The sequence below is a fragment of the Rhodococcus sp. P3_B8 genome (assembly GCF_056402775.1).
The window spans coordinates 30,677-49,320 of record NZ_JBFUGT010000034.1 but is presented as its reverse complement, the minus strand read 5'-3'; the positions used below and the strand labels follow the sequence as shown (position 1 = coordinate 49,320).

Below are 18,644 nucleotides of genomic sequence, written 5' to 3'. Positions count from 1 at the left end.
GCGCTCCCACGGCGCCGAAGGGCACCTTCGTATGTCTACCCGCGACGACTAGCGGGCGGGTCGCATACTCGGATTCGGGCCGAGAGTGATCGTCCGGGTTCTCGGCAGAAGTCCTATTTCCTTCCACCCCGCGGTCAGTGTGATCGTCCCCGACTCCGGGTAGTCGCTGATCCAGTAGTGCGGCGCGGAGTGATATTCGGACGCCTCCGCGGCGTCGGTCTTCGACGTCGAATGCGGGTGGCGTGGATCGGCGACGCCCTCCATGTCGTCGACCTGCACGTTCACCGCGAGATACGACCACCGCGCCGACGGGTCGTCGGGATCGTCCAGCGGACGCGTCTCGTGCCGCGCGAGATCAGCGGATCTGCCTCTCGCCGTCAGCTCGACGCGCAGCAGCATGCCCGTCGGGTGCGCGACGACCTCCGCCAGTCTCAGGCTCAGGTCGCGGCTCGTCACGAGCTCCACCGGCCCGTGCACCACAATTCCCTCCGTGGCAGGCGGCGGTGCCGCCGGCCACCGTCTCCTGCGCATGACTCAATCGTCCCACCGGCTCCGACCGGCTGCCACAGCTACGTTTCGCACACTCAGGGCAACTGGGCCATGCCGTACACCTTCGTCGCGCGGACCCGGAGTACCTGCCGGTGCTCGGACACCATCGCGCGGCGGAACTCTTCCCAGTCGTCGTGCTCTTTTCCGGACGCGAGCCGGAACACGTCGACGAGCTCGTCCGCCGCCGCGTCGTGCGGATCGGCCGCGACCGCGCTCAGTTCCGCGTCTCCCTCCACGACCGCGTAGCTCCAGAAGTCGGTCGCGCTGACGTGCAGCGAGACCCGCGGGTCGCGGGCGGCGTTCCGGGTCTTGGCCCGATCCGCCGTCACCGACACCCTCGCGGTCTGCGTGCCGGGGTCCCAGGCATAGATCACGTTGGACAATTGCGGGCGCCCGTCGCGTTTGATCGTCGCGAGGACCGCACGGTTGTGTGCGGCGACGAGGTCGAGAAGGGGGCGCCGGTCGTCATTCGCATCGAGGGTCATGTCTCACCCAACCACGGACGCCGAAGCGGTGTTCCCGTGCGGAGTCGCGGCTGCCCCTGGTCGCGGTCCAGGGCCCTACCGACGAGTAGGGCACCKGGATCGGAAAAACATTGGCCGGTAACGTGTTCCAGGAAATCTCAGGATACTGACCGGTACACATTCTCGTGTGGGATCTGCGGTTCTTCTCGGGTACGCTCTCGTGATCCCGAGCCGGAAGGACCACACGTGAACGACTCATATCTCGTCATCGGCGAAACCACCGTGGCCCGACGGGTCTGTGCATCCCTCCGCGAAAGGGACTTTCACGTACGCCATCTCGTCGCCCCCGACGACGACGAGCTCCGCCTGGCGATGGCGGACGAACCTTGCGGTATGGCCGTACTGGTGCGGGACGACGTCGTCGCGCTGCGCTACGCGCTGGCCGCGGCGCACATCTCGGCGTCGATCCCGTTGGTGGTGACGATCTTCGACCGCACGGTCGCGGACCAGCTGTCACAGCTGCTCCCGCAGTGCGAGGTGACGTCACCGGCAGACCTGGCCGCACCGACGCTCGCCGGTCCGTGCCTGGAACCCGAACTCGTCGCGGCCCGGCACGCGGGCGAGCACATGCTGACGGTCCGCATGATCGACGGCCACCCCGAGGGCGCGCACGTCGACCTGCCCCGGCGGAACTGGTGGCGCACCGCGGCGACCGGCGCAACCGGACTGTTGCGGTCGCACGACATCGGCACGCGCATCCTGCTCGGTGGGCTCGCGGGACTCCTGGCGGTCCTGTTCGCCGACTGGCTGTGGCTGATGCTCGGCCAGCACGTGGCACCGCTCGACGCGTTCAACGAGGCGGTGCGGGTGGTGACCACCGTGGGCCCGGGAACCGATACACACGGCAGCCCCGCCTACGCGGTGTTCGCCTCGGTGGCGATGCTGTTCACCGTCGTCTTCACGGCCATGTTCACCGCCGGAATCATCGAGCGCCTGCTCGGCCCCCGGCTGGTCGGGCTGGTGGGCAGCCGCGTCCTGCCCCGCTCGGGTCACGTCATCGTGGTGGGCCTCGGCCAGGTCGGGCTCCGGCTGTGCCGGGAGCTACAGGCCCTCGGTGTCGCGGTGGTGGGCGTCGAACGCGACCCCCACGCCAAGAACCTCCGGCTCGTGCGGTCGATGAACATCCCGACCGTCGTCGGGCACGGCGGCGACCGTGAACTCCTCGAGCGACTGGGCGTGGGCCGCGCCCTCGCGCTGGCCGCCGTCGGCTCCGACGACCTGGACAACATCGCGGTGTCCGTGGCCGCGCAGGCCCTGTCGCCCGGGCTGCGGCTGGTCCTGCGGGCCGGGGAGCAGGAGGCGATCGCCGAGACGCGGTCGTTGCTGCGGCTCGGCATCATCCGCGACGTCACCAGCCTGAGCGCCACGTACGTGGTGGCCAAGCTGATCGGCCTGCAACCGCAGGGGGTCGTGGCGGACGGCAGCCACCTCTACCTGGAGGTGCCGACGGCGGACACGTCCGAGCCCGTCTTCACCGAGCTGCCCATGTCGCCGCGGATGAGCTGCCGGCACCTCGTCACCGCGTAGCGACCTAGCCGGTCACTGCCAGCGCGTCGATCTCGACGAGCATGACCTCGTGCGGGAGGTCGACGAACACCGTGGTCCGGCACGGCAGCTGTCCGCTCGGCACGTTCGCCGCAATGAACTCTCCGTACACGTCGTTCATCGCGGCGAAGTCGTCCCGGGTGGTGAGGTAGACGCGGAACATCAGCACGTCCTCCACGCTCGCGCCGCCGGCTTCGAGGATCGCCTTGACGTTCTCGAGGGTGCGACGGGTCTGCTCGCGCACGTCGCCCTCCGCGATGTACTTGTTGGTGACGGGGTCCATGGGACCCTGCCCCGACACCTGGAGCATGTTGCCCTTCTTGATGCCCTGGCTGAACGTGTGCGCGGGGGCGGGGGCGCCTTCGGTGCGGATGACGGTGGTGTCGGACATATCGATTCTCCTGTGTGTCGTTACTTTTCGGGTGGACGGGGGACGGTCAGGGCTGGGCGCGGTATCCACAGTCGCGGGAGATCCGCGCCCCCACGGCCTGAAGGGGTTCGAGCAGGTCGAGGACGCGTTCGTAACTGAGCACGACGTCGGGCACCGAGACGGAGACGGCGGCGACGACGCGGCCGGACGCGCCACGGATGGGCACCCCGATGCAGTTGACGGACGGCTCGTTCTCCTCCTGATCGTGCGCCCAGCCCTGCTCCCGGACCATGCGGATCTCGTCGAGGTAGCGTTCGGGCGTCGTGATCGTGTTGGCGGTGCGGGCCGAGAAGTCCATCGAGTCGACGATGGGCCGCAGTTCCGAATCCGGCAGGTCGGCGAGGATCACCTTCGCGACCGCGGTGGAATTGAGGTTGGCGCGCAGTCCGATTCGCGAGTACATCCTGATCTGGTCGTGCGATTCGAGTTTGTCGATGTACACCACGTCACCGCCCTCCATCGCCGCGAGGTGCGTGGTGCGCCCGTATTCGCGGTTGAACGCGACGAGGTGCGGTGACGCGATGCGCCGGACTTCCCGCTGATCGGTGGCCTGAGCGGCGAGCTCGAAGATGCGGGAACCGAGGTGGTACTGGTTGCTGTTGTCGCGGAACGTGAACCGCTCGTCGGACAGCGTTCGCAGCAGCCGCAGCACGGTGGTCTTGTGGACCCCGGTGGATTCGGCCAGCTGGTCGAGATTGGCGGGACCGTTGCCGAGTTGCACCAGCAGGTGCAGGGCGCGGGAGACACTCTGACTCATCCGTTCACTCCACTTTCTCGGGGGGAGAAACCGTTGGCGGTGACGCTTGTGGCCGCCCAGTCCGATTCGGAGCACCGGAGCAGCTCGTCCAGCAGTTCGGCGGGCGGCGGTGGCGCCGAGTCCGCGGCCACCGTCAGGGTGGCGGCGGCACCGATGTGTCCGCGGCGCAGGCACCGTGCCTGATCCTCGCCGCGCACCACACCGCTGAGATATCCGGCGGCGAAGGCATCGCCCGCGCCGACGGGTTCGACGACGTCGACGCGGAGCGCCGGAACAGCCACACTGCGGCCACTGCGGTCGACGGCCAGCGCCCGATGCGCTCCGTCCTTGACGACGACGGTGGCCGGGGCGGGCAGGATGAGCCGCAACTCGTGCGGATCCGCGGTGCCGAGAACGCGCAGGGCCTCGTCGGCGCCGACGAGAACCAGATCGGCGAGATTCGCCAGTTCCACGACCATCCGCGGGTCGCCGTCCGGCCACAGTTGCTCACGCCAGTTGACGTCGAAGCTGACCACACCGGAGATTCCCGGCCGGTCGCGGAGCAGTCTCCGCATCAGCGCGAGGCACGAATCGGACAGGGCCGGTGTGATTCCGCTGCAGTGGACCACGGCGGCGCGGCCGAACAGGTCCGCGACCGCCGGCCTGTCGAGGAAGCCGGGATCCATGGCCGACGCCGCCGAACCCGCCCGGGAATACAGGCTGTCCGTTCGCGGCTCGCCGTGCTCGTCGAGGGCGGTGGATTTCGAGTAGTGCCCGGTGGGCCGGTCGGGATCGACCTCGATCGCGCGGACGTCGACACCCCGCGCCTGCAGTTCGGTGCGGATGAGGGTGCCGAACTCGTCGTCGCCGAGGCGTCCGACCCAGGCGGCGGGGACACCCAGCGTGGCGAGCCCGGCGGCGACGTTCGCCTCGGCGCCTGCCAGGTGGAGTGTCGAGTCCGGGGCCACCAGGACCATCGCCTCACCGAGGCACGCGACACCGGACTCGGGGGTGGGGGTCGATTCCTGCACTTGTTACCTCTACGACTGCTCGGACCGGCACTGGAGTTGCGTTTCGAGAGCCCTCGCCCCGGCGATGCATGCCACACCGGACCGTTGACGATGACCCAGGCCAATGCTAGACATAGGTGACTCAAAAACGCAATCACCGTTGCATACAGCGCAACGTTGCACTTCACGGCCACTCCTTCCCGATGAAGACCAGCCCCACAGAACCCGAACGACAGGATCGACGATGACGATCAGCGGACCGGACACACTCGATTCCGGCGCCTTGGCGGAGCTCGACGAGCTGCGCTTGTCCGACGTGGACAAAGCCCTCCCCTCCGCGGCGAACGGCCTCACCAAGACCGAGTTCCTCGGAACGCAGCCGCGGCTGTCCGCCTTCAGCACACCCGTCATGGTCCTCGACGAGACGGCCATCGCCGGCAATCTCGACACCATGGCGGCCTGGTGCGAGGCGCACGGGGTCGACCTCGCTCCGCACGGGAAGACGACGATGTCTCCGGTGCTGTGGGACCGGCAGATCCGCAGCGGCGCGTGGGGAATCACGCTCGCGAACTTCGGTCAGCTCCGGGTGGCGGTGCGATTCGGCGCGCGCCGGGTGCAGATCGCGAACTCGCTCGTCGACCCGACCGCGCTGCGGTGGCTGGCCGAGCAGATGGACGCGAACCCGGAACTCGAAGTCCTGATGTGGGCCGACTCCCCGCAGACGGTCGACGCGATGACCGCGGCACTCGCGGACGTCACGGTGGCCCGTCCGCTGCCCGTGCTCGTCGAACTCGGCGGAGAGGGAGGACGCACCGGCGCACGCTCGGTGGCCGAGGCCGTGAAGGTGGCCGACCGTATCGGCGAGAGCCCCGCACTGCGGTTGGCCGGCGTCTCCGGTTACGAGGGCGCCCTCGCACACGACGCCTCCGAGGAATCCCTCACCCGGGTCCGCGCCTACCTCCGGTCGATGGCCGAACTGCATCGCCGGCTCGAGGCCGAGGGTCGCTACCCCGAGGGTCGGAACGTGTACGTGACCGCGGGCGGCAGCGCCTACTTCGACGTGGTCGCCGAGGTGCTCGCCGAACTTGCCGGCGGCAGAACCAAAGTGGTGGTCCGCGCCGGCGCATACATCATCCACGACGACGGCTTCTACACCGGGATCTCACCGTTCGGCCGCAGCGAAGACAGGCAGGCGCGTCGTCTCACGTCGGCGATGCACACGTGGGCCCGGGTAGTGTCCCGCCCCGAGCCGGGCCTCGCCCTGCTGGACGCCGGCAAGCGCGACGTCCCGTTCGACGAAGGACTCCCCACCGCGCAGGCCGTCGCCGGCCAACTCGGGGCGACGCCGCGGCCCCTCGACGGCACCGAAGTGACCGCCGTCAACGACCAGCACGCGTTCCTCCGGCTCGATCCCGCACGGCCCGAACACGATCTGCGTGTCGGGGACGTCGTCCGGCTCGGTCTCTCCCACCCGTGCACCGCGTTCGACAAGTGGCGCTGGATTCCCGTCGTCGGCGACGACTCCGACGATCCCGTCGTCGTCGACCTGATCCGCACCTTCTTCTGATCCCCCGGCCGAGGACTCACATCATGACCACTCTGATCCGTTCCGCCACCGTCGTCGACGGTTCGGAGGCGCCGCGGTACCGCGCCGACGTGCTCGTCGACGGAGACCGGATCGCCGAAATCCGGTCCGAGGCAGATCACTCCGAGACCGGATGCCCTCGCGCGGATCGGGTGATCGACGCCGACGGCCTGGTGCTCGCGCCCGGTTTCATCGACATGCACGCCCACTCGGATCTGCAGATCCTGCTGAACCCCGAGCACCCGTCGCGGATCACCCAGGGCGTCACCACCGAGGTGCTCGGGCAGGACGGGCTGTCCTACGCGCCCGTCACCGACGACGTGCTCGCGGTGGTCCGGCGCAAGATCGCGGGGTGGAACACCGATCCCTCGGATTTCGACTTCTCCTGGCGGAGCGTCGGCGAATACCTCGACCGACTCGACCGCGGTATCGCCACCAACGTCGCGTATCTCGTCCCGCACGGGGTCGTCCGGGCGCTGGTGGTCGGCTGGGACGACCGGCCGGCGACACCGTCGGAGATCGAGGAAATGCAGCGGATCGTGGCGCAGTCGATGGCGGAGGGTGCCGTCGGGTTGTCCGCGGGGCTGACCTACACGCCGGGGATGTACGCGGACAACGAGGAGTTGCTGGCACTGTGCCGGACCGTCGCCGAGTACGGCGGCTACTTCTCCCCGCACCACCGGTCCTACGGCGCCGGCGCCATGGAGGCCTACGCCGAGATGGTCGACCTGACGTCGCGGGCCGGGTGCGCTCTGCATCTCGCCCACGCCACGCTGAACTTCGGACCCAACAAGGGCCGCGCCCCGGAACTGCTGGCCCTGCTCGACACGGCCGAATCCGCGGGCGCGGACATCAGCCTCGACACCTACCCCTATCTTCCCGGCGCCACCACGCTGTCGGCGATCCTGCCCAGCTGGGCGTCGGCGGGCAGCATGGAACAGACGCTCGATCGACTCCGGGATCCGATTGCCCTCGAACGCATCCGGGAGCATCTCGAGGTCACCGGCTCCGACGGCTGCCACGGGGTGATCGCCGAGTGGCACACGCTCGAGATCAGCGGCGTGCAGAACGCGGAACTCGACGACTACGTCGGGAAGACCGTCGCGGACATCGCCGCCGCCGAGAACCGCGACCCCTTCGACGTGTGCATCGACATCCTGATCCGCGACCAACTCGGCAGCGGCATCCTGCAACACGTCGGCCACGAGGAGAACGTGCGCGCGATCATGCAGCACCCCCGGCACACCGGCGGCAGCGACGGACTGCTGGTCGGCGCGAAACCGCACCCGCGCGGGTGGGGAACGTTCGCACGCTACCTCGGGCACTACAGCCGCGACCTCGGTCTGATGTCCCTCGAGGAGTGCGTCGGTCACCTCAGCGGCCGAGCCGCGACGCGGTTGCGACTGGTCGATCGCGGCTTCGTCCGCCGCGGCTACGCCGCCGACCTCGTGCTCTTCGATCCGGAGACGGTCAGCGACACCGCGACCTACGCGCAGCCGCGCCAGGCGGCGGCCGGTATCACCCACGTATTCGTTCGTGGCCGCCTCGCCCTCGAGGACGGCCGCCTGACCGGCGCGACCGCCGGAAGATCGTTGCGCCGCGAAGAAGGAGGAGCAGTTCGATGACCGAGATCGACATTTTGCGTGCCGACCGGGTACTGACGGTGGTGCGAGCGGAGACCATCCCCGACGCCGCAGACCTGTGCCACGCCCTCGCCGAGGGCGGAATCCGGACGGTCGAGCTGACGTTCACCACGCCCGATGTGCTCCATCATCTCGGTCGCGCCGCCGACGCCGCAGCCGCGGCAGGCAGCATCCTCGGCGTCGGAACCGTGATGACCGGCGATCAGGCCGCCGCCGCGATCGACGCCGGCGCCCGGTTCCTCGTCACCCCCGGCATTCGACCGGACGTCGCGAAAGTCGCGACGGGACGGTCGGTTCCCGTCTTCCTCGGCGCGTTCACCCCCACCGAGGTGGCCATGGCCGTCGACCTCGGCTCGGCCGCGGTGAAGATCTTCCCCGCCAAGCGGCTCGGCCCCGACTACCTGTCGGACCTGCACGGCCCGTATCCCGGCGTCGAACTCCTGCCGTCGGGTGGGATCAACGATTCCAACGCCCGCCAGTTCCTCGACGCCGGCGCGCTGGCCGTGTGCGCGGGCACCAGCGTCGTCCCACCGTCCAGCGTCGCGGCAGGCAACTGGACCGACATCACCGACCGCGCACGATCGTTCGTCGCCGCGCTCTCGAACTAGACCCGCTCTCGCCCGACCCCACCCACCTCCCCTGGAGACGCAATGACGTCGTTCGTCGACTGGCTGCAGCACGACACAGCCGGACTACTCACTCTCGCAGCGGTATCCATCGCCGTGCTGTTGATCCTCATCATCAAGCTGAAGCTCGAGCCGTTCATCGCGCTGATCGTCGTCGGTGTCGGCGTCGCGCTCATCGCGGGAGTGTCGGTGGTCGAACTGGTCGGCACCCCGACGTCGGCGGCCGACTCGATCCTGGAGAAGGGGTTCGGCGGCATCCTGGGGCACATCACCCCGATCATCGGCCTGGGCACCGTCCTCGGCGCGATGATGGAACGCTCCGGCGGTGCCGACGTCCTGACCGAACGGCTCCTGAAGTTGTTCGGGCCCAAGGGCGCTCCGCTCGCGATGGGTGTCACCGGACTCGTGCTCGGCATCCCGGTCTTCTTCGACATCGGCATCTTCATCCTCGCCCCGCTCGTGTACGTGGCGGCCAAGCGCGGCGGCAAGTCGCTGGTGATGTACGCGATGCCGATGCTCGCCGGCCTGTCCATGACGCACGCGTTCCTGCCACCGCACCCGGGCCCCGTCGCCGCGGCCGGTCTGCTGCACGTCGACATGGGCTGGATCATCATCATGGGTCTCGCCTGCGGTATCCCCGCCTGGTTCGTCAGTGGCGTCGTCTGGGGTAGCTGGATCGGCAAGCGGGTGATCATCGAGGTCCCCGACGAGTTCATCCCGGAGGAGAAGGAAGCCGACAAGAACCCGCCGCCGCTCTGGCTGATCTCGTTCATCATCCTCGTCCCGATGGTGCTGATCCTCGGTGCGACGGTCGGCAACGTGGTCCTCGAAGAAGGCTCGACGCTGCTGTCGGTCCTCATCTTCCTCGGCACACCCACGATCGCGCTGACCATCGCCGTCCTGCTGGCGCTGTACCTGCTCGGGACCCGGCGCGGAATCACGGCGCAGGAGATCGGTGCGATGTCCGCGGCGGCGTTGAAACCGGTCGGCATGATCCTGCTGGTCGTCGGCGCAGGTGCGTTCTTCGGCGCGGTGCTGCGGGCCACCGGAGTCGGGCAGGCCCTGGCCGACTCGATGGACGCACTCGGCCTCCCGGTCATCCTGTCCGCGTACCTGATCAGTTGCGCACTCCGCATCGCCCAGGGCTCGGCGACCGTCGCCATCGTCACCACCGCAGGCGTCATCGAACCGTCGATCGCAGCCGGAAACTATTCGTCCCCGCAGATCGCCCTGATCGTGATCGCCGTGTCGGCCGGATCCATCATCGCCAGCCACGTCAACGACGGCGGATTCTGGATCGTGTCACGGTATTTCAATATGTCGGTGAAAGACACCCTGAAGACGTGGACGGTGCTCGAAACCATCCTGTCGATAGTGGGCTTCGCGATGGCCTCGCTGATCTGGGTGCTGGTCTAGCTCCCGGAGTCCGCGTCGCGCAGCGCCCGCGCCGCACCGGCGAACGTCCGCACCTGCCGGTCGTCCCAGACATGGGCAGGCACACCGCCTCCCAGCAGTGTGCGGACGAGTGCGGGGTCGTCGCCGATCGGCACGTCGCTGCCCGCGATCACGATGTTGCCGTAGCGGCGGCCCTTGAGCATGGCGGGATCGGCGATGATCGTGGTGTGCGGGAACACGCTGCCGATGGTCGCCGCCTCCCGGCGCGCCAGGACGAGGTCGCGGGTGTCGCCGCAATTGACCGCATAGATCCCGCCGGGCGCCAGCACCCGTCGCACGTGCCCGGTGAACTCCGTCGTCGTCAGCGGCGCCGGAGTCGTGTTCCCTGCGAACACGTCGCGCACGATCAGGTCGCGGCTGGACTCCGTCAGCGTCTCGGTGACCGCCCGCGCCTCCCCCACCCGCAGCCGCAGCAGTGGGGCCCGCGGGAGGTCGAACCATTCGCGCACCAACTCGGCGAGCTTGCCGTCGAGTTCGACCACCACCTGCCGGGCGTCCGGATACCGGGCGGCGAGATGCCGGGCAAGTGAGCAGGCGCCCCCGCCGAGGTGCAGGGCCCGCACCCGCTGATCCGTCCCCCAGTGCGAAGCGACCAGCTCGGCGATCCACCGCATGTACTCGAAATCGAGGTGCGTCGGGTCCGACAGGTCGATGTGGGAACTCTCGACCCCATTCACCTTCAGCACCCAGCCGTGCGGATTGAGGTGGTCTTCCGCGAGTTCGCAGGTGCCCGTGTCGATCGGGTACACGCCGGCGACGGGACCCCCGTCGGCTGTCCGGGCAGCCCGACCGCCGCGCTGCCTGCCCATCGTCCGTCTTCCCTACTGCTCGCGCCGTCCGCTCGCGTCTGCTGCGAGAATCGTCTTCCCACGATACCGGGACGAGACACGGGTGACCTACCGTGGTGACGCGCACGAGAAGGGAAGACGATGGAACCTCAGGAAGTCGACTTCGCGCACACCGAAGGCGCTGCGAAGCGACGTCGCGAGAAGGCGATGGGACTCGCGCGGTATGTGTGGGATCGCGGAATCAGCGGTCAGGAACTCCTCGACCTCACCGACGGCACGCTGCGGAAACTCGCCCGGGCGGCCGGGTCGAACCCGCCGAGCACCATGGAGACGTGGCTGACCGTGGTCGAGTTGCTCGACCAGAAATCGGCGTGGGCGGAGCGCCACCCCGACCATCCCGCCGCCACCCCGGCGCACCGCGACGAGAAGATCATGTGGGTGAAGCCGCCGATCGTCCCCTGGACCTCCTGACCCGTGAGTACTTGTTAACCGCCCGCGGTTAATAAGTACTCACGGGCGGAGCATGAGGATGCGGTCGTCGCCCTCCCCCGGATCGCCGCGCCCGTCACGGTTGCTGGTGCTGAACCAGACGGCACCGTCCGGTGTCGCGACGACGGTACGCAGTCGCCCGTACTCTCCGTCGAACAGCGACTGCGGTTCGCCGAGCGCGCCGTCACCGGCCACGGGGATCCGCCACAGTCGTTCGCCGCGCAGCGCCGCGACCCACAGCGCGCCGTCCTGGAACGCGAGCCCGGACGGGGACGCCTCGCCGGTGGACCATTGGACCACCGGATCGACGAAGCCCGCCTCGCCCGACCGCCCCTCGACCTCCGGCCATCCGTAGTTGCCGCCGGGTTCGATGAGGTTCACCTCGTCCCAGGTGTTCGCCCCGAATTCGGTGGCCCACAACCGGTCGGCGTCGTCCCACGCGAGGCCCTGCACGTTGCGGTGCCCGAWCGACCAGACCGGTGAACCGGGGGTGGGGTTGTCGGCCGGGATCGACCCGTCGGGGTTGATCCGCAGAATCTTGCCGCCGAGTGAGGACGGGTCCTGGGCGCGTGGCCGGTCACCGGCTTCACCGGTGGCGACGTACAGGTTGCCGTCCGGCCCGAATGCGATCCGGCCGCCGTCGTGGATCGATCCGGCGGGGATGCCCGTCAGGATCGGGGCCGGCTCGCCGAGGCTGCGGCCGTCGAACCGCAGGGCGACCACCCGATTGTCGTCGTCGGTGGTCAGGTACGTGTAAATCATCTGATCCGTTGCGTAGGCCGGTGAGACGGCCAGGCCCAGCAGTCCCGATTCGCCCCGCGCCGCCACACCGGGCACTTCGCCGATCACGGTCGTGTCGCCGTTCGCCTGCAGGTGCCGGATCGCGCCGCTGTCCCGTTCCGCGATCAGTGCCGTCCCGTCCGGCAGGAGCGCGATCCCCCACGGCACGTCGAGGTCGGCGGCGATCACCGTGGGCTCGCTGCCTGCCGGTGCGGCGACCGCGGTGGTCGTCGACGGCTGCGCGGAAGTCCCCTCGGACTGGCATGCCGCACATGTAACGGCCACCAGCAACGCCGTGGCCGAGAAAAGTCGCCGTCCCATGGGTGTCCTCCCGTCACGCGACCGCACCCTGTCCATCCTCCCCCAGGTGAGTGGCAAAGTATCCTCGACCACGCATCGCCACTCACATGAGGAGGTGACGGCGGGTGATCATTCCGCAGAAGATCGCGCAGGGGGTGGCGGACGGCACCGTCACGGTCGCCTTCCGCCGCTGGGCCGCTCCGCGGGTGCTCGAGGCTCGGAGTTCCACACCGTCTCGGGGATGGTCCGGATCAGCTCGATCACGACTCCGACAACCGGGGCTGACGCACAGCCTCGACGTCGGGTACCGGATCGCGCCGCGCGGCGCCGCCTACCTCGCGGCAACACCCGACGACCTCTGATCGGTCATTCGCCGCGCTTAGACTGTGCTCCATGGCCACTGCGGGCGATCTGAATCTGGAGCGGTACTTCGAACGGATCGGGTACGACGGCGACCGATCCGCGACGACGGCGACGCTGAACCAGCTTGCCGCACATCACGCCCGGTCGATCCCGTTCGAGAACCTCGACCCGTTCCTCGGCACACCGAACCGGCTCGACCTGCCGTCACTGCAACAGAAATTGGTCGAATCCCGAAGGGGCGGTTACTGCTTCGAGCAGAATCTCCTGCTGCGCGCTGTCCTGGTCGAGCTCGGATTCGACGTGACGCCGCTCGCCGCGCGGGTTCTGTGGGGATCTCCGATCGATGCGGTCACTCCGCGCTCGCACATGCTGTTGCTCGTCGACGTGGCCGGCGAGCGGCGGCTCATCGACGTCGGGTTCGGCGGCATGACGCTCAACACCACGCTGCGCCTCGAACTGGACACCGTGCAGGACACTCCGCTGGAACCGTTCCGGCTGGTCGACGTCGCGGGCGACTACGCGATGCAGGCACTCGTCGGTGACGAGTGGCGGACCATCTACCGGTTCGACCTCACCAGGCAGTTCCCCGTCGACTACGAGGCCCCCAACTGGTACCTGTCGACCTGGCCCGGATCGCATTTCGTGACCGGACTGATGGCGGCGCGAGCGACGGAAGACCGCCGCTACGCCCTGGCCGGTACGCGGCTGACGGTGCACCACCTCGGCGGGACGTCCGAGCGGCGCGACCTGGCGACCGTCGACGAACTGCGGGACAGCCTCGAATCCGATTTTCTCATCGACACGAGCGGACTTGCCACACTGGACGGGGCGTTCAGCCGGCTCCGGCACGCCTAGCCGCCCGGTAGCATGACGGCGTGTGCGAAACAGGTGGCTGCTGAGGTGGCCGAGCAGCCGGCGTCGGGGGAACGGTATTTCCTCGAGTCCCTGGACCGTGGCCTGACCGTTCTCGAATGCTTCGACGAGCAGCACCGGGAACGCACGCTGAGTGAGGTGGCGCAGGCTGTCGGGATCACCCGGTCCACGGCGCGCCGCATTCTGCTCACCCTGGTGGACAAGGGTTTTCTGCGTCTCGACGGACGCAGCTTCTCGCTCACCCCCCGGGTGCTGCGGTTCGGCTTCTCGTACCTAGCCGCGCTGCGACTGCCGCAGGTCGCCGACCCGCACATCGAGGTTCTCGCGAAGGAACTGGGCGAGACCATCTCCGTCACCATCCTCGACGGTCCCGATGTGGTGTACGTGGCGCGGGTCCGCTCGCCCAGGATCATTCGCATCTCCATCACGGTGGGCATGCGGTTCCCCGCGTATGCGACGTCGACGGGACGGGTTCTGCTGGCCGGGCTTTCGGCCGACGCGCTCGACGACTACCTGAAGGCCACCGAATTCCAGTCCTTCACACCCCACACGATCTCCGACGTCGACCAATTGCGTGCCGAGGTTCGGAAGGTCGCCGCGGACGGCTGGTCGATGTCGGAGAACGAGCTCGAGATCGGCATCCGCGGCGCGGCCGTTCCCATCCGGGATAGGACGGGCGCCGTGGTCGCCGCCCTCAACTCCTCGCTGCAGGGCACGCAGTACACGCGGGACGACGTCGCGGCGTCGGTGGTGCCGAAACTCGTTGCGACCGCGGAGCGGATCGGTTCCGACCTGTCCCTCGGCTGACCGCCATGTTCAGTGTGCGTTCTCGAGCTTCGCGGGTGTGGCGGCGTCCGAGGTGTCGGCACTGGCATCGGGCTGCAGTCGCCACGCGATCAGGGCGCTGACGACGCAGCCGCCGGCCAGGTACACGGCCACGAGGTGCCAGGACCCGCCGCTGGCGGTGACCAGCGCTGCCGCGATGAATGGGGTGAAGCCGCCGCCGATCGCGCTGGCCACCTGGTATCCGACGCCCGCGCCGCTGTACCGGTACTCGGCCCCGAACATCTCGGTGAACAGCGGCTGCTGCACGCTGACGACCATGTCGTGCGAGATGTTGACGAGGAGCACGGCGAGGATGACGGTGCCGATCATCGACCCGTTCTCGAGGAAGATGAAGAACGGGAACGCGCACACCGCGCCGATCAGCGCGCCGAGGATGTAGACGCGTCGCCGGCCGTGCTTGTCGGACAGCCACGCGAACAGCGGGATGGTGCCGATACCCACGGCACCGACGAGCAGGCCGACGTTGAGCATGAAGTTGCGCTCCATCCCCAGTTCCTGGGTGGAGTAGCTCAACGCGAACGTGGTCACGATGTACATCGAGAACAGTTCGGCGAAACGCAGACCGATGATCTGGAGGAATGCCTTCGGGTGGTTGCGCAATGCCTCGACGAGCGGAATCCGCTTCTTGTCCTGCGCGGTCTGCTCCTCCTCTACCTTCTCCACCTTCTCGACGAATTCGGGGCTCTCCTGCACGCCGGCGCGGATCCACAGACCGATACCGACCAGGACGACGCTGGCGACGAACGGAACCCGCCACCCCCACTGGCTGAACGCGTCCTCGGTGGTCAGGTTGCTCATGAGCATGACGAATCCGGTGGCGAGGATGAGCCCCACCGAGTAGCCGACCTGCACTCCGCTGCTGTAGAACGCCTTCTTCTTCGGCGGCGCGCTCTCGACGGCCATCAACGCGGCCCCGCCCCACTCGCCGCCGACGGCGAAGCCCTGGATGGCGCGCAGGGTGACGAGCAGGGCCGGTGCCCACCAGCCGATCGACCCGAACGACGGCAGCAGCCCGATCAGCGCGGTGCTCGTGCCCATGATCAGGACGGTGAGGATCAGCATCCGTTTGCGTCCGATGCGGTCGCCGTAGTGGCCGAACACGACGCCGCCGAGCGGCCGGAACAGGAATCCGACGCCGAACGTCGCGAACGCGGCGAGCGTCCCGATCGCCGGGCTGACGTTCGGGAAGAACTCCGAGTTGAAGACCAGTGCCGCGACCAACCCGTAGAGCAGGAAGTCGTACCAGTCGATGACCGCGCCGACGAAACTGCTCAGCGCTGCTCTTCGCGCCTGCTTCTCGGCTGCCGGGGTGAAGGCGTGATCGCTCATTCCGATGTCCCGTCTACGTTTGTGCCGGACAAGTCCCGTTCGTATATCGAACGCATGTCCGCTGGTCGAATAATGTGACGGTAGCCATAGCGTTTCCGCGTTGTCAAGAAGACGCAGGTGCGTGGTACTGCCGTTTCGTCTATCTCGCTGGCCCGAAATTCACCGAATCGGCGGTTCCAGAGCCCCCACCACTCGTACACACTTTTCCGAATCAGCGACGCACATCACACCCGGAGTAGCGCCGAAGGGATTTCTCCATGTCAGGAACCACCGATCCGCAGCTTCAGCACACACTGAAGAAGCGGCACCTCTCGATGATCGCTATCGCGGGGGTGATCGGCGCAGGCCTCTTCGTGGGCTCCGGGGTCGCGATCCGCGAGACGGGCCCCGGCGTACTCGTCGCCTACGCGCTCGCAGGAATCGTCGTCATCCTCGTGATGCGCATGCTCGGCGAAATGTCGACCGCCAACCCCGAGACAGGATCGTTCTCGGCGTACGCCGACCGCGCGATCGGCCGCTGGGCCGGCTTCAGCATCGGCTGGCTCTACGCGTGGTTCTGGATCATCGTCCTCGGCATCGAGGCGACGGCCGGTGCCGTCATCATGAACCGCTGGATCCCCGACGTCCCGCAGTGGAGTTGGGCACTGATCCTGATGGTGTTGCTGACGCTGACGAACATCGCGTCCGTGAAGTCGTTCGGCGAGTTCGAGTTCTGGTTCGCGTCGATCAAGGTCGCGGCCATCGTCATCTTCCTGGTGCTCGGCGTCCTCGCGATCTGCGGAGCCCTGCCCGGCGTCGAAGCGCCCGGGCTCACCAACCTCACCGGCCACGGCGGATTCTTCCCCAACGGGGCAGGTGCCGTGTTCGCGGCGGTCCTCGTGGTCGTGTTCTCGTTCTTCGGCGCCGAGATCGCCACCATCGCCGCCGGTGAATCCGCCAACCCCGTGGCGGCAGTGCGCAACGCAGTGCGTTCCGTCGTGTGGCGCATCCTCATCTTCTACATCGGCTCCATCGCCGTCGTCGTGACGCTGCTCCCCTGGGACGACGCCTCCGTCGCGCTGAGCCCGTACGTCGCCGTCATGGACTCGTTCGGCATCCCGGCGGCGGGCAACATCATGGACGTCGTCGTGCTCACGTCCGTGCTGTCCTGCCTGAACTCCGGCCTGTACACGGCGAGCCGCATGATCTTCTCGCTCTCCCGCCGCGGCGACGCGCCGGCCTCGTTGTCGAAGATCGGATCGTCAGGCGTTCCCCGCCAGGCCGTCCTCGTCTCGACGGTCGTGGGGTTCCTGACCGTGGGCCTGAACTACCTGTACCCGGACACCGTGTTCCTGTTCCTCGTCAACTCCTCGGGTGCGATCGCCCTGTTCGTATGGCTGGCGATCTCGGTGTCGCAGCTGCGCATGCGGCGCAGCCTCGAGGCGGAGGGCAAGGATCTGTCGCTGAAGATGTGGCTGTTCCCGTACCTGACGTGGTGCACCATCGCCGCCATCATCGCGCTCTGCGTCGGCATGCTCGTGCTGCCGGAGACCAGGAGCCAGATGTACGTCTCGATGGGACTCGCCGTGGTCGTGGTCGGAATCGGGATCTACCGCCAGCGCACGCGCGGGACCACCGACGAGACGCCGGATCCCTCGACCTCCGGCGAAGAGGTCGACGCACTCCGCCCATGAGCTCGGATCGGCCCGGCAGTTCGCATATCGAACAGTAGTGCGCTCTCGGAACTCGGCGTACAGTCCCGCCGAGGAAAGGCCGGACCCACCGGCCCGAGGAAGGACCGAAGCTCATGAAGTGGGCGATTCTGGGTGCGAGCAACGTCGCCGCCACACGCGTACTCCCCGCGTTGCGGGAGTGCGGGCAGACCGCGGCAGTCGTGCTCAGCGGCGACGCGGCGCGCGCCGAGGACTACCGGAGGACCCACGACATCGAGTCCGCCACCGGTRACCTGCGCGACGCGGTGGGCGGGGACGTCCAGGCCGCCTACATCTCCTCGACCAACGACAAGCACTTCGACCACGCCATGGCCGCGATCGACGCCGGTCTGCACGTACTGTGCGAGAAGCCGCTCTCCTTCGACGTCACTCAGGCGCAGAAGATGGTCGACGCGGCCGCGGCCGCGGGGGTGGTCTTCGCGACGAACCATCATCTCCGCACCCATCCCGTTCACCGCGCGGCGCGAAAGTTGCTGGCGGAGGGTGCGATCGGCGACCTCCTGTCGGTGCGCGTCAGCAACGCCATTCTGCTGCGCCAGGCCCTGCGTGGGTGGCGCCTCGACGGCGTCGGCGGCGGGGTCGTCCTCGACCTCGCGGTGCACGACATCGACACGCTCCGCTTCGTCACCGGAATGGAACCCACCACGGTGACGGCGGTCGGCGTCCGCCAGGGACTCAGCGAGGGTCCGGCGGACGCCGTGATGACCAGCGGCGTGCTCGGCACGTCCACCCTGTTCTCGCTCCACGACGCGTACACGGTCCCGCGCGCCGTCACCGGATTCGAGATCCACGGAACGTCCGGCACTCTCGTCGCAGGCGATTGCATGCGCCCCGATCCCACCGGAACGCTGCGGATCGTCGCGGACGGCCAGGACACGACCGTCCCGCTCGAAACCGTCGACAACCTGTACGCACCAGGGATCCGGGCGTTCGTCGACGCCGTCCGCGGGGACGGTGAACCCGTGGCGACCGGACACGACGGACTGCGTTCGGTGACCGCCGCACTGGCCGTCCTACAGTCTATCGACGAGGGCCGGGCGGTGCGCCTCTGAGGAGAGACC

The 18,644-nt window shown here is 68.2% G+C and carries 19 protein-coding genes; 11 read left to right on the top strand and 8 right to left on the bottom strand.

The window, feature by feature from the left end; all coding sequences use genetic code 11:
* Nucleotides 1-48: 48 nt before the first annotated feature.
* Both AC1D1G_RS15050 and AC1D1G_RS15045 read right to left on the bottom strand, forming a co-directional pair.
* Nucleotides 49-531 carry a hypothetical protein gene (locus AC1D1G_RS15050; protein ID WP_283354409.1) on the bottom strand — a complete coding sequence of 161 codons (483 nt, stop codon included), beginning with the start codon at nucleotides 529-531 and terminating at the stop codon, nucleotides 49-51.
* Between the two features lie 53 nt (nucleotides 532-584).
* Nucleotides 585-1,034 (bottom strand): PPOX class F420-dependent oxidoreductase, encoded by a 450-nt coding sequence (locus AC1D1G_RS15045; RefSeq protein WP_164059794.1) that lies wholly within the window; start codon nucleotides 1,032-1,034, stop codon nucleotides 585-587.
* 225 nt (nucleotides 1,035-1,259) lie between these two features.
* On the opposite strand from AC1D1G_RS15045, the gene AC1D1G_RS15040 reads away from it, so the two are divergent.
* Nucleotides 1,260-2,600, top strand: coding sequence for a potassium channel family protein (locus tag AC1D1G_RS15040; protein WP_280780526.1), 1,341 nt, complete (start codon nucleotides 1,260-1,262; stop codon nucleotides 2,598-2,600).
* 4 nt (nucleotides 2,601-2,604) lie between these two features.
* Here AC1D1G_RS15040 and AC1D1G_RS15035 read toward each other — a convergent pair whose 3' ends face one another.
* Genes AC1D1G_RS15035 through AC1D1G_RS15025 form a run of 3 tightly spaced genes read right to left on the bottom strand, consistent with a single transcriptional unit; the run spans nucleotide 2,605 to nucleotide 4,815 of the window.
* A complete protein-coding gene (locus AC1D1G_RS15035) occupies nucleotides 2,605-3,009 on the bottom strand; it encodes a RidA family protein (protein ID WP_009475147.1) in 405 nt (134 codons plus the stop codon).
* A gap of 46 nt (nucleotides 3,010-3,055) precedes the next feature.
* Entirely contained in the window at nucleotides 3,056-3,805 is a 750-nt protein-coding gene (locus AC1D1G_RS15030) for an IclR family transcriptional regulator (RefSeq protein ID WP_005251230.1), read from the bottom strand.
* Nucleotides 3,802-4,815 carry a sugar kinase gene (locus AC1D1G_RS15025; protein WP_477952676.1) on the bottom strand — a complete coding sequence of 338 codons (1,014 nt, stop codon included), beginning with the start codon at nucleotides 4,813-4,815 and terminating at the stop codon, nucleotides 3,802-3,804. Before AC1D1G_RS15025 ends, AC1D1G_RS15030 begins: the two co-directional genes overlap by 4 nt.
* A 223-nt stretch (nucleotides 4,816-5,038) precedes the next feature.
* Here AC1D1G_RS15025 and AC1D1G_RS15020 point away from each other — a divergent pair, with 223 nt between their 5' ends.
* Genes AC1D1G_RS15020 through AC1D1G_RS15005 form a run of 4 tightly spaced genes read left to right on the top strand, consistent with a single transcriptional unit; the run spans nucleotide 5,039 to nucleotide 10,064 of the window.
* Nucleotides 5,039-6,361 (top strand): amino acid deaminase, encoded by a 1,323-nt coding sequence (locus AC1D1G_RS15020; RefSeq protein WP_477952675.1) that lies wholly within the window; start codon nucleotides 5,039-5,041, stop codon nucleotides 6,359-6,361.
* 23 nt (nucleotides 6,362-6,384) lie between these two features.
* The gene (locus AC1D1G_RS15015; protein ID WP_477952674.1) at nucleotides 6,385-8,004 is read left to right on the top strand and encodes an N-acyl-D-amino-acid deacylase family protein; all 1,620 of its coding nucleotides are present in this window, start codon (nucleotides 6,385-6,387) and stop codon (nucleotides 8,002-8,004) included.
* Nucleotides 8,001-8,630 carry a bifunctional 4-hydroxy-2-oxoglutarate aldolase/2-dehydro-3-deoxy-phosphogluconate aldolase gene (locus AC1D1G_RS15010; protein WP_009475152.1) on the top strand — a complete coding sequence of 210 codons (630 nt, stop codon included), beginning with the start codon at nucleotides 8,001-8,003 and terminating at the stop codon, nucleotides 8,628-8,630. The genes AC1D1G_RS15015 and AC1D1G_RS15010 overlap by 4 nt, the downstream gene beginning before the upstream one ends.
* Nucleotides 8,631-8,672: 42 nt before the next feature.
* Nucleotides 8,673-10,064 carry a GntP family permease gene (locus AC1D1G_RS15005; protein ID WP_105417911.1) on the top strand — a complete coding sequence of 464 codons (1,392 nt, stop codon included), beginning with the start codon at nucleotides 8,673-8,675 and terminating at the stop codon, nucleotides 10,062-10,064.
* Here AC1D1G_RS15005 and AC1D1G_RS15000 read toward each other — a convergent pair.
* A complete protein-coding gene (locus AC1D1G_RS15000) occupies nucleotides 10,061-10,912 on the bottom strand; it encodes a spermidine synthase (protein WP_477952672.1) in 852 nt (283 codons plus the stop codon). The two genes, AC1D1G_RS15005 and AC1D1G_RS15000, sit on opposite strands and share 4 nt — an antisense overlap.
* 120 nt (nucleotides 10,913-11,032) lie before the next feature.
* Here AC1D1G_RS15000 and AC1D1G_RS14995 point away from each other — a divergent pair, with 120 nt between their 5' ends.
* On the top strand, nucleotides 11,033-11,362 hold the full coding sequence (locus AC1D1G_RS14995) for a hypothetical protein (protein ID WP_283333757.1): 330 nt from the start codon (nucleotides 11,033-11,035) through the stop codon (nucleotides 11,360-11,362).
* Nucleotides 11,363-11,401: 39 nt separating this feature from the next.
* Here AC1D1G_RS14995 and AC1D1G_RS14990 read toward each other — a convergent pair whose 3' ends face one another.
* A complete protein-coding gene (locus AC1D1G_RS14990) occupies nucleotides 11,402-12,481 on the bottom strand; it encodes a PQQ-dependent sugar dehydrogenase (protein WP_477952670.1) in 1,080 nt (359 codons plus the stop codon).
* 104 nt (nucleotides 12,482-12,585) lie between these two features.
* Between AC1D1G_RS14990 and AC1D1G_RS14985 the strand changes: the two genes are divergently transcribed.
* The 3 genes from AC1D1G_RS14985 to AC1D1G_RS14975 are packed head-to-tail and all read left to right on the top strand — an operon-like array spanning nucleotide 12,586 to nucleotide 14,503.
* Complete coding sequence (locus tag AC1D1G_RS14985) at nucleotides 12,586-12,822, top strand: hypothetical protein (protein ID WP_283333754.1); 237 nt, start codon at nucleotides 12,586-12,588, stop codon at nucleotides 12,820-12,822.
* 31 nt (nucleotides 12,823-12,853) lie between these two features.
* The gene (locus tag AC1D1G_RS14980) at nucleotides 12,854-13,678 is read left to right on the top strand and encodes an arylamine N-acetyltransferase family protein (RefSeq protein ID WP_477952669.1); all 825 of its coding nucleotides are present in this window, start codon (nucleotides 12,854-12,856) and stop codon (nucleotides 13,676-13,678) included.
* Between the two features lie 45 nt (nucleotides 13,679-13,723).
* Nucleotides 13,724-14,503 (top strand): IclR family transcriptional regulator domain-containing protein, encoded by a 780-nt coding sequence (locus AC1D1G_RS14975; protein WP_477952667.1) that lies wholly within the window; start codon nucleotides 13,724-13,726, stop codon nucleotides 14,501-14,503.
* A 9-nt stretch (nucleotides 14,504-14,512) separates the two neighbouring features.
* On the opposite strand, the gene shiA is transcribed toward AC1D1G_RS14975, so the two are convergent.
* Nucleotides 14,513-15,871, bottom strand: coding sequence for a shikimate transporter (gene shiA / locus AC1D1G_RS14970; RefSeq protein WP_477952666.1), 1,359 nt, complete (start codon nucleotides 15,869-15,871; stop codon nucleotides 14,513-14,515).
* 257 nt (nucleotides 15,872-16,128) lie between these two features.
* On the opposite strand from shiA, the gene AC1D1G_RS14965 reads away from it, so the two are divergent.
* Together AC1D1G_RS14965 and AC1D1G_RS14960 are read left to right on the top strand one after the other, a co-directional pair.
* The gene (locus tag AC1D1G_RS14965; RefSeq protein ID WP_005258931.1) at nucleotides 16,129-17,544 is read left to right on the top strand and encodes an amino acid permease; all 1,416 of its coding nucleotides are present in this window, start codon (nucleotides 16,129-16,131) and stop codon (nucleotides 17,542-17,544) included.
* A gap of 113 nt (nucleotides 17,545-17,657) precedes the next feature.
* On the top strand, nucleotides 17,658-18,635 hold the full coding sequence (locus tag AC1D1G_RS14960) for a Gfo/Idh/MocA family protein (protein WP_477952665.1): 978 nt from the start codon (nucleotides 17,658-17,660) through the stop codon (nucleotides 18,633-18,635).
* Nucleotides 18,636-18,644 lie beyond the last annotated feature (9 nt).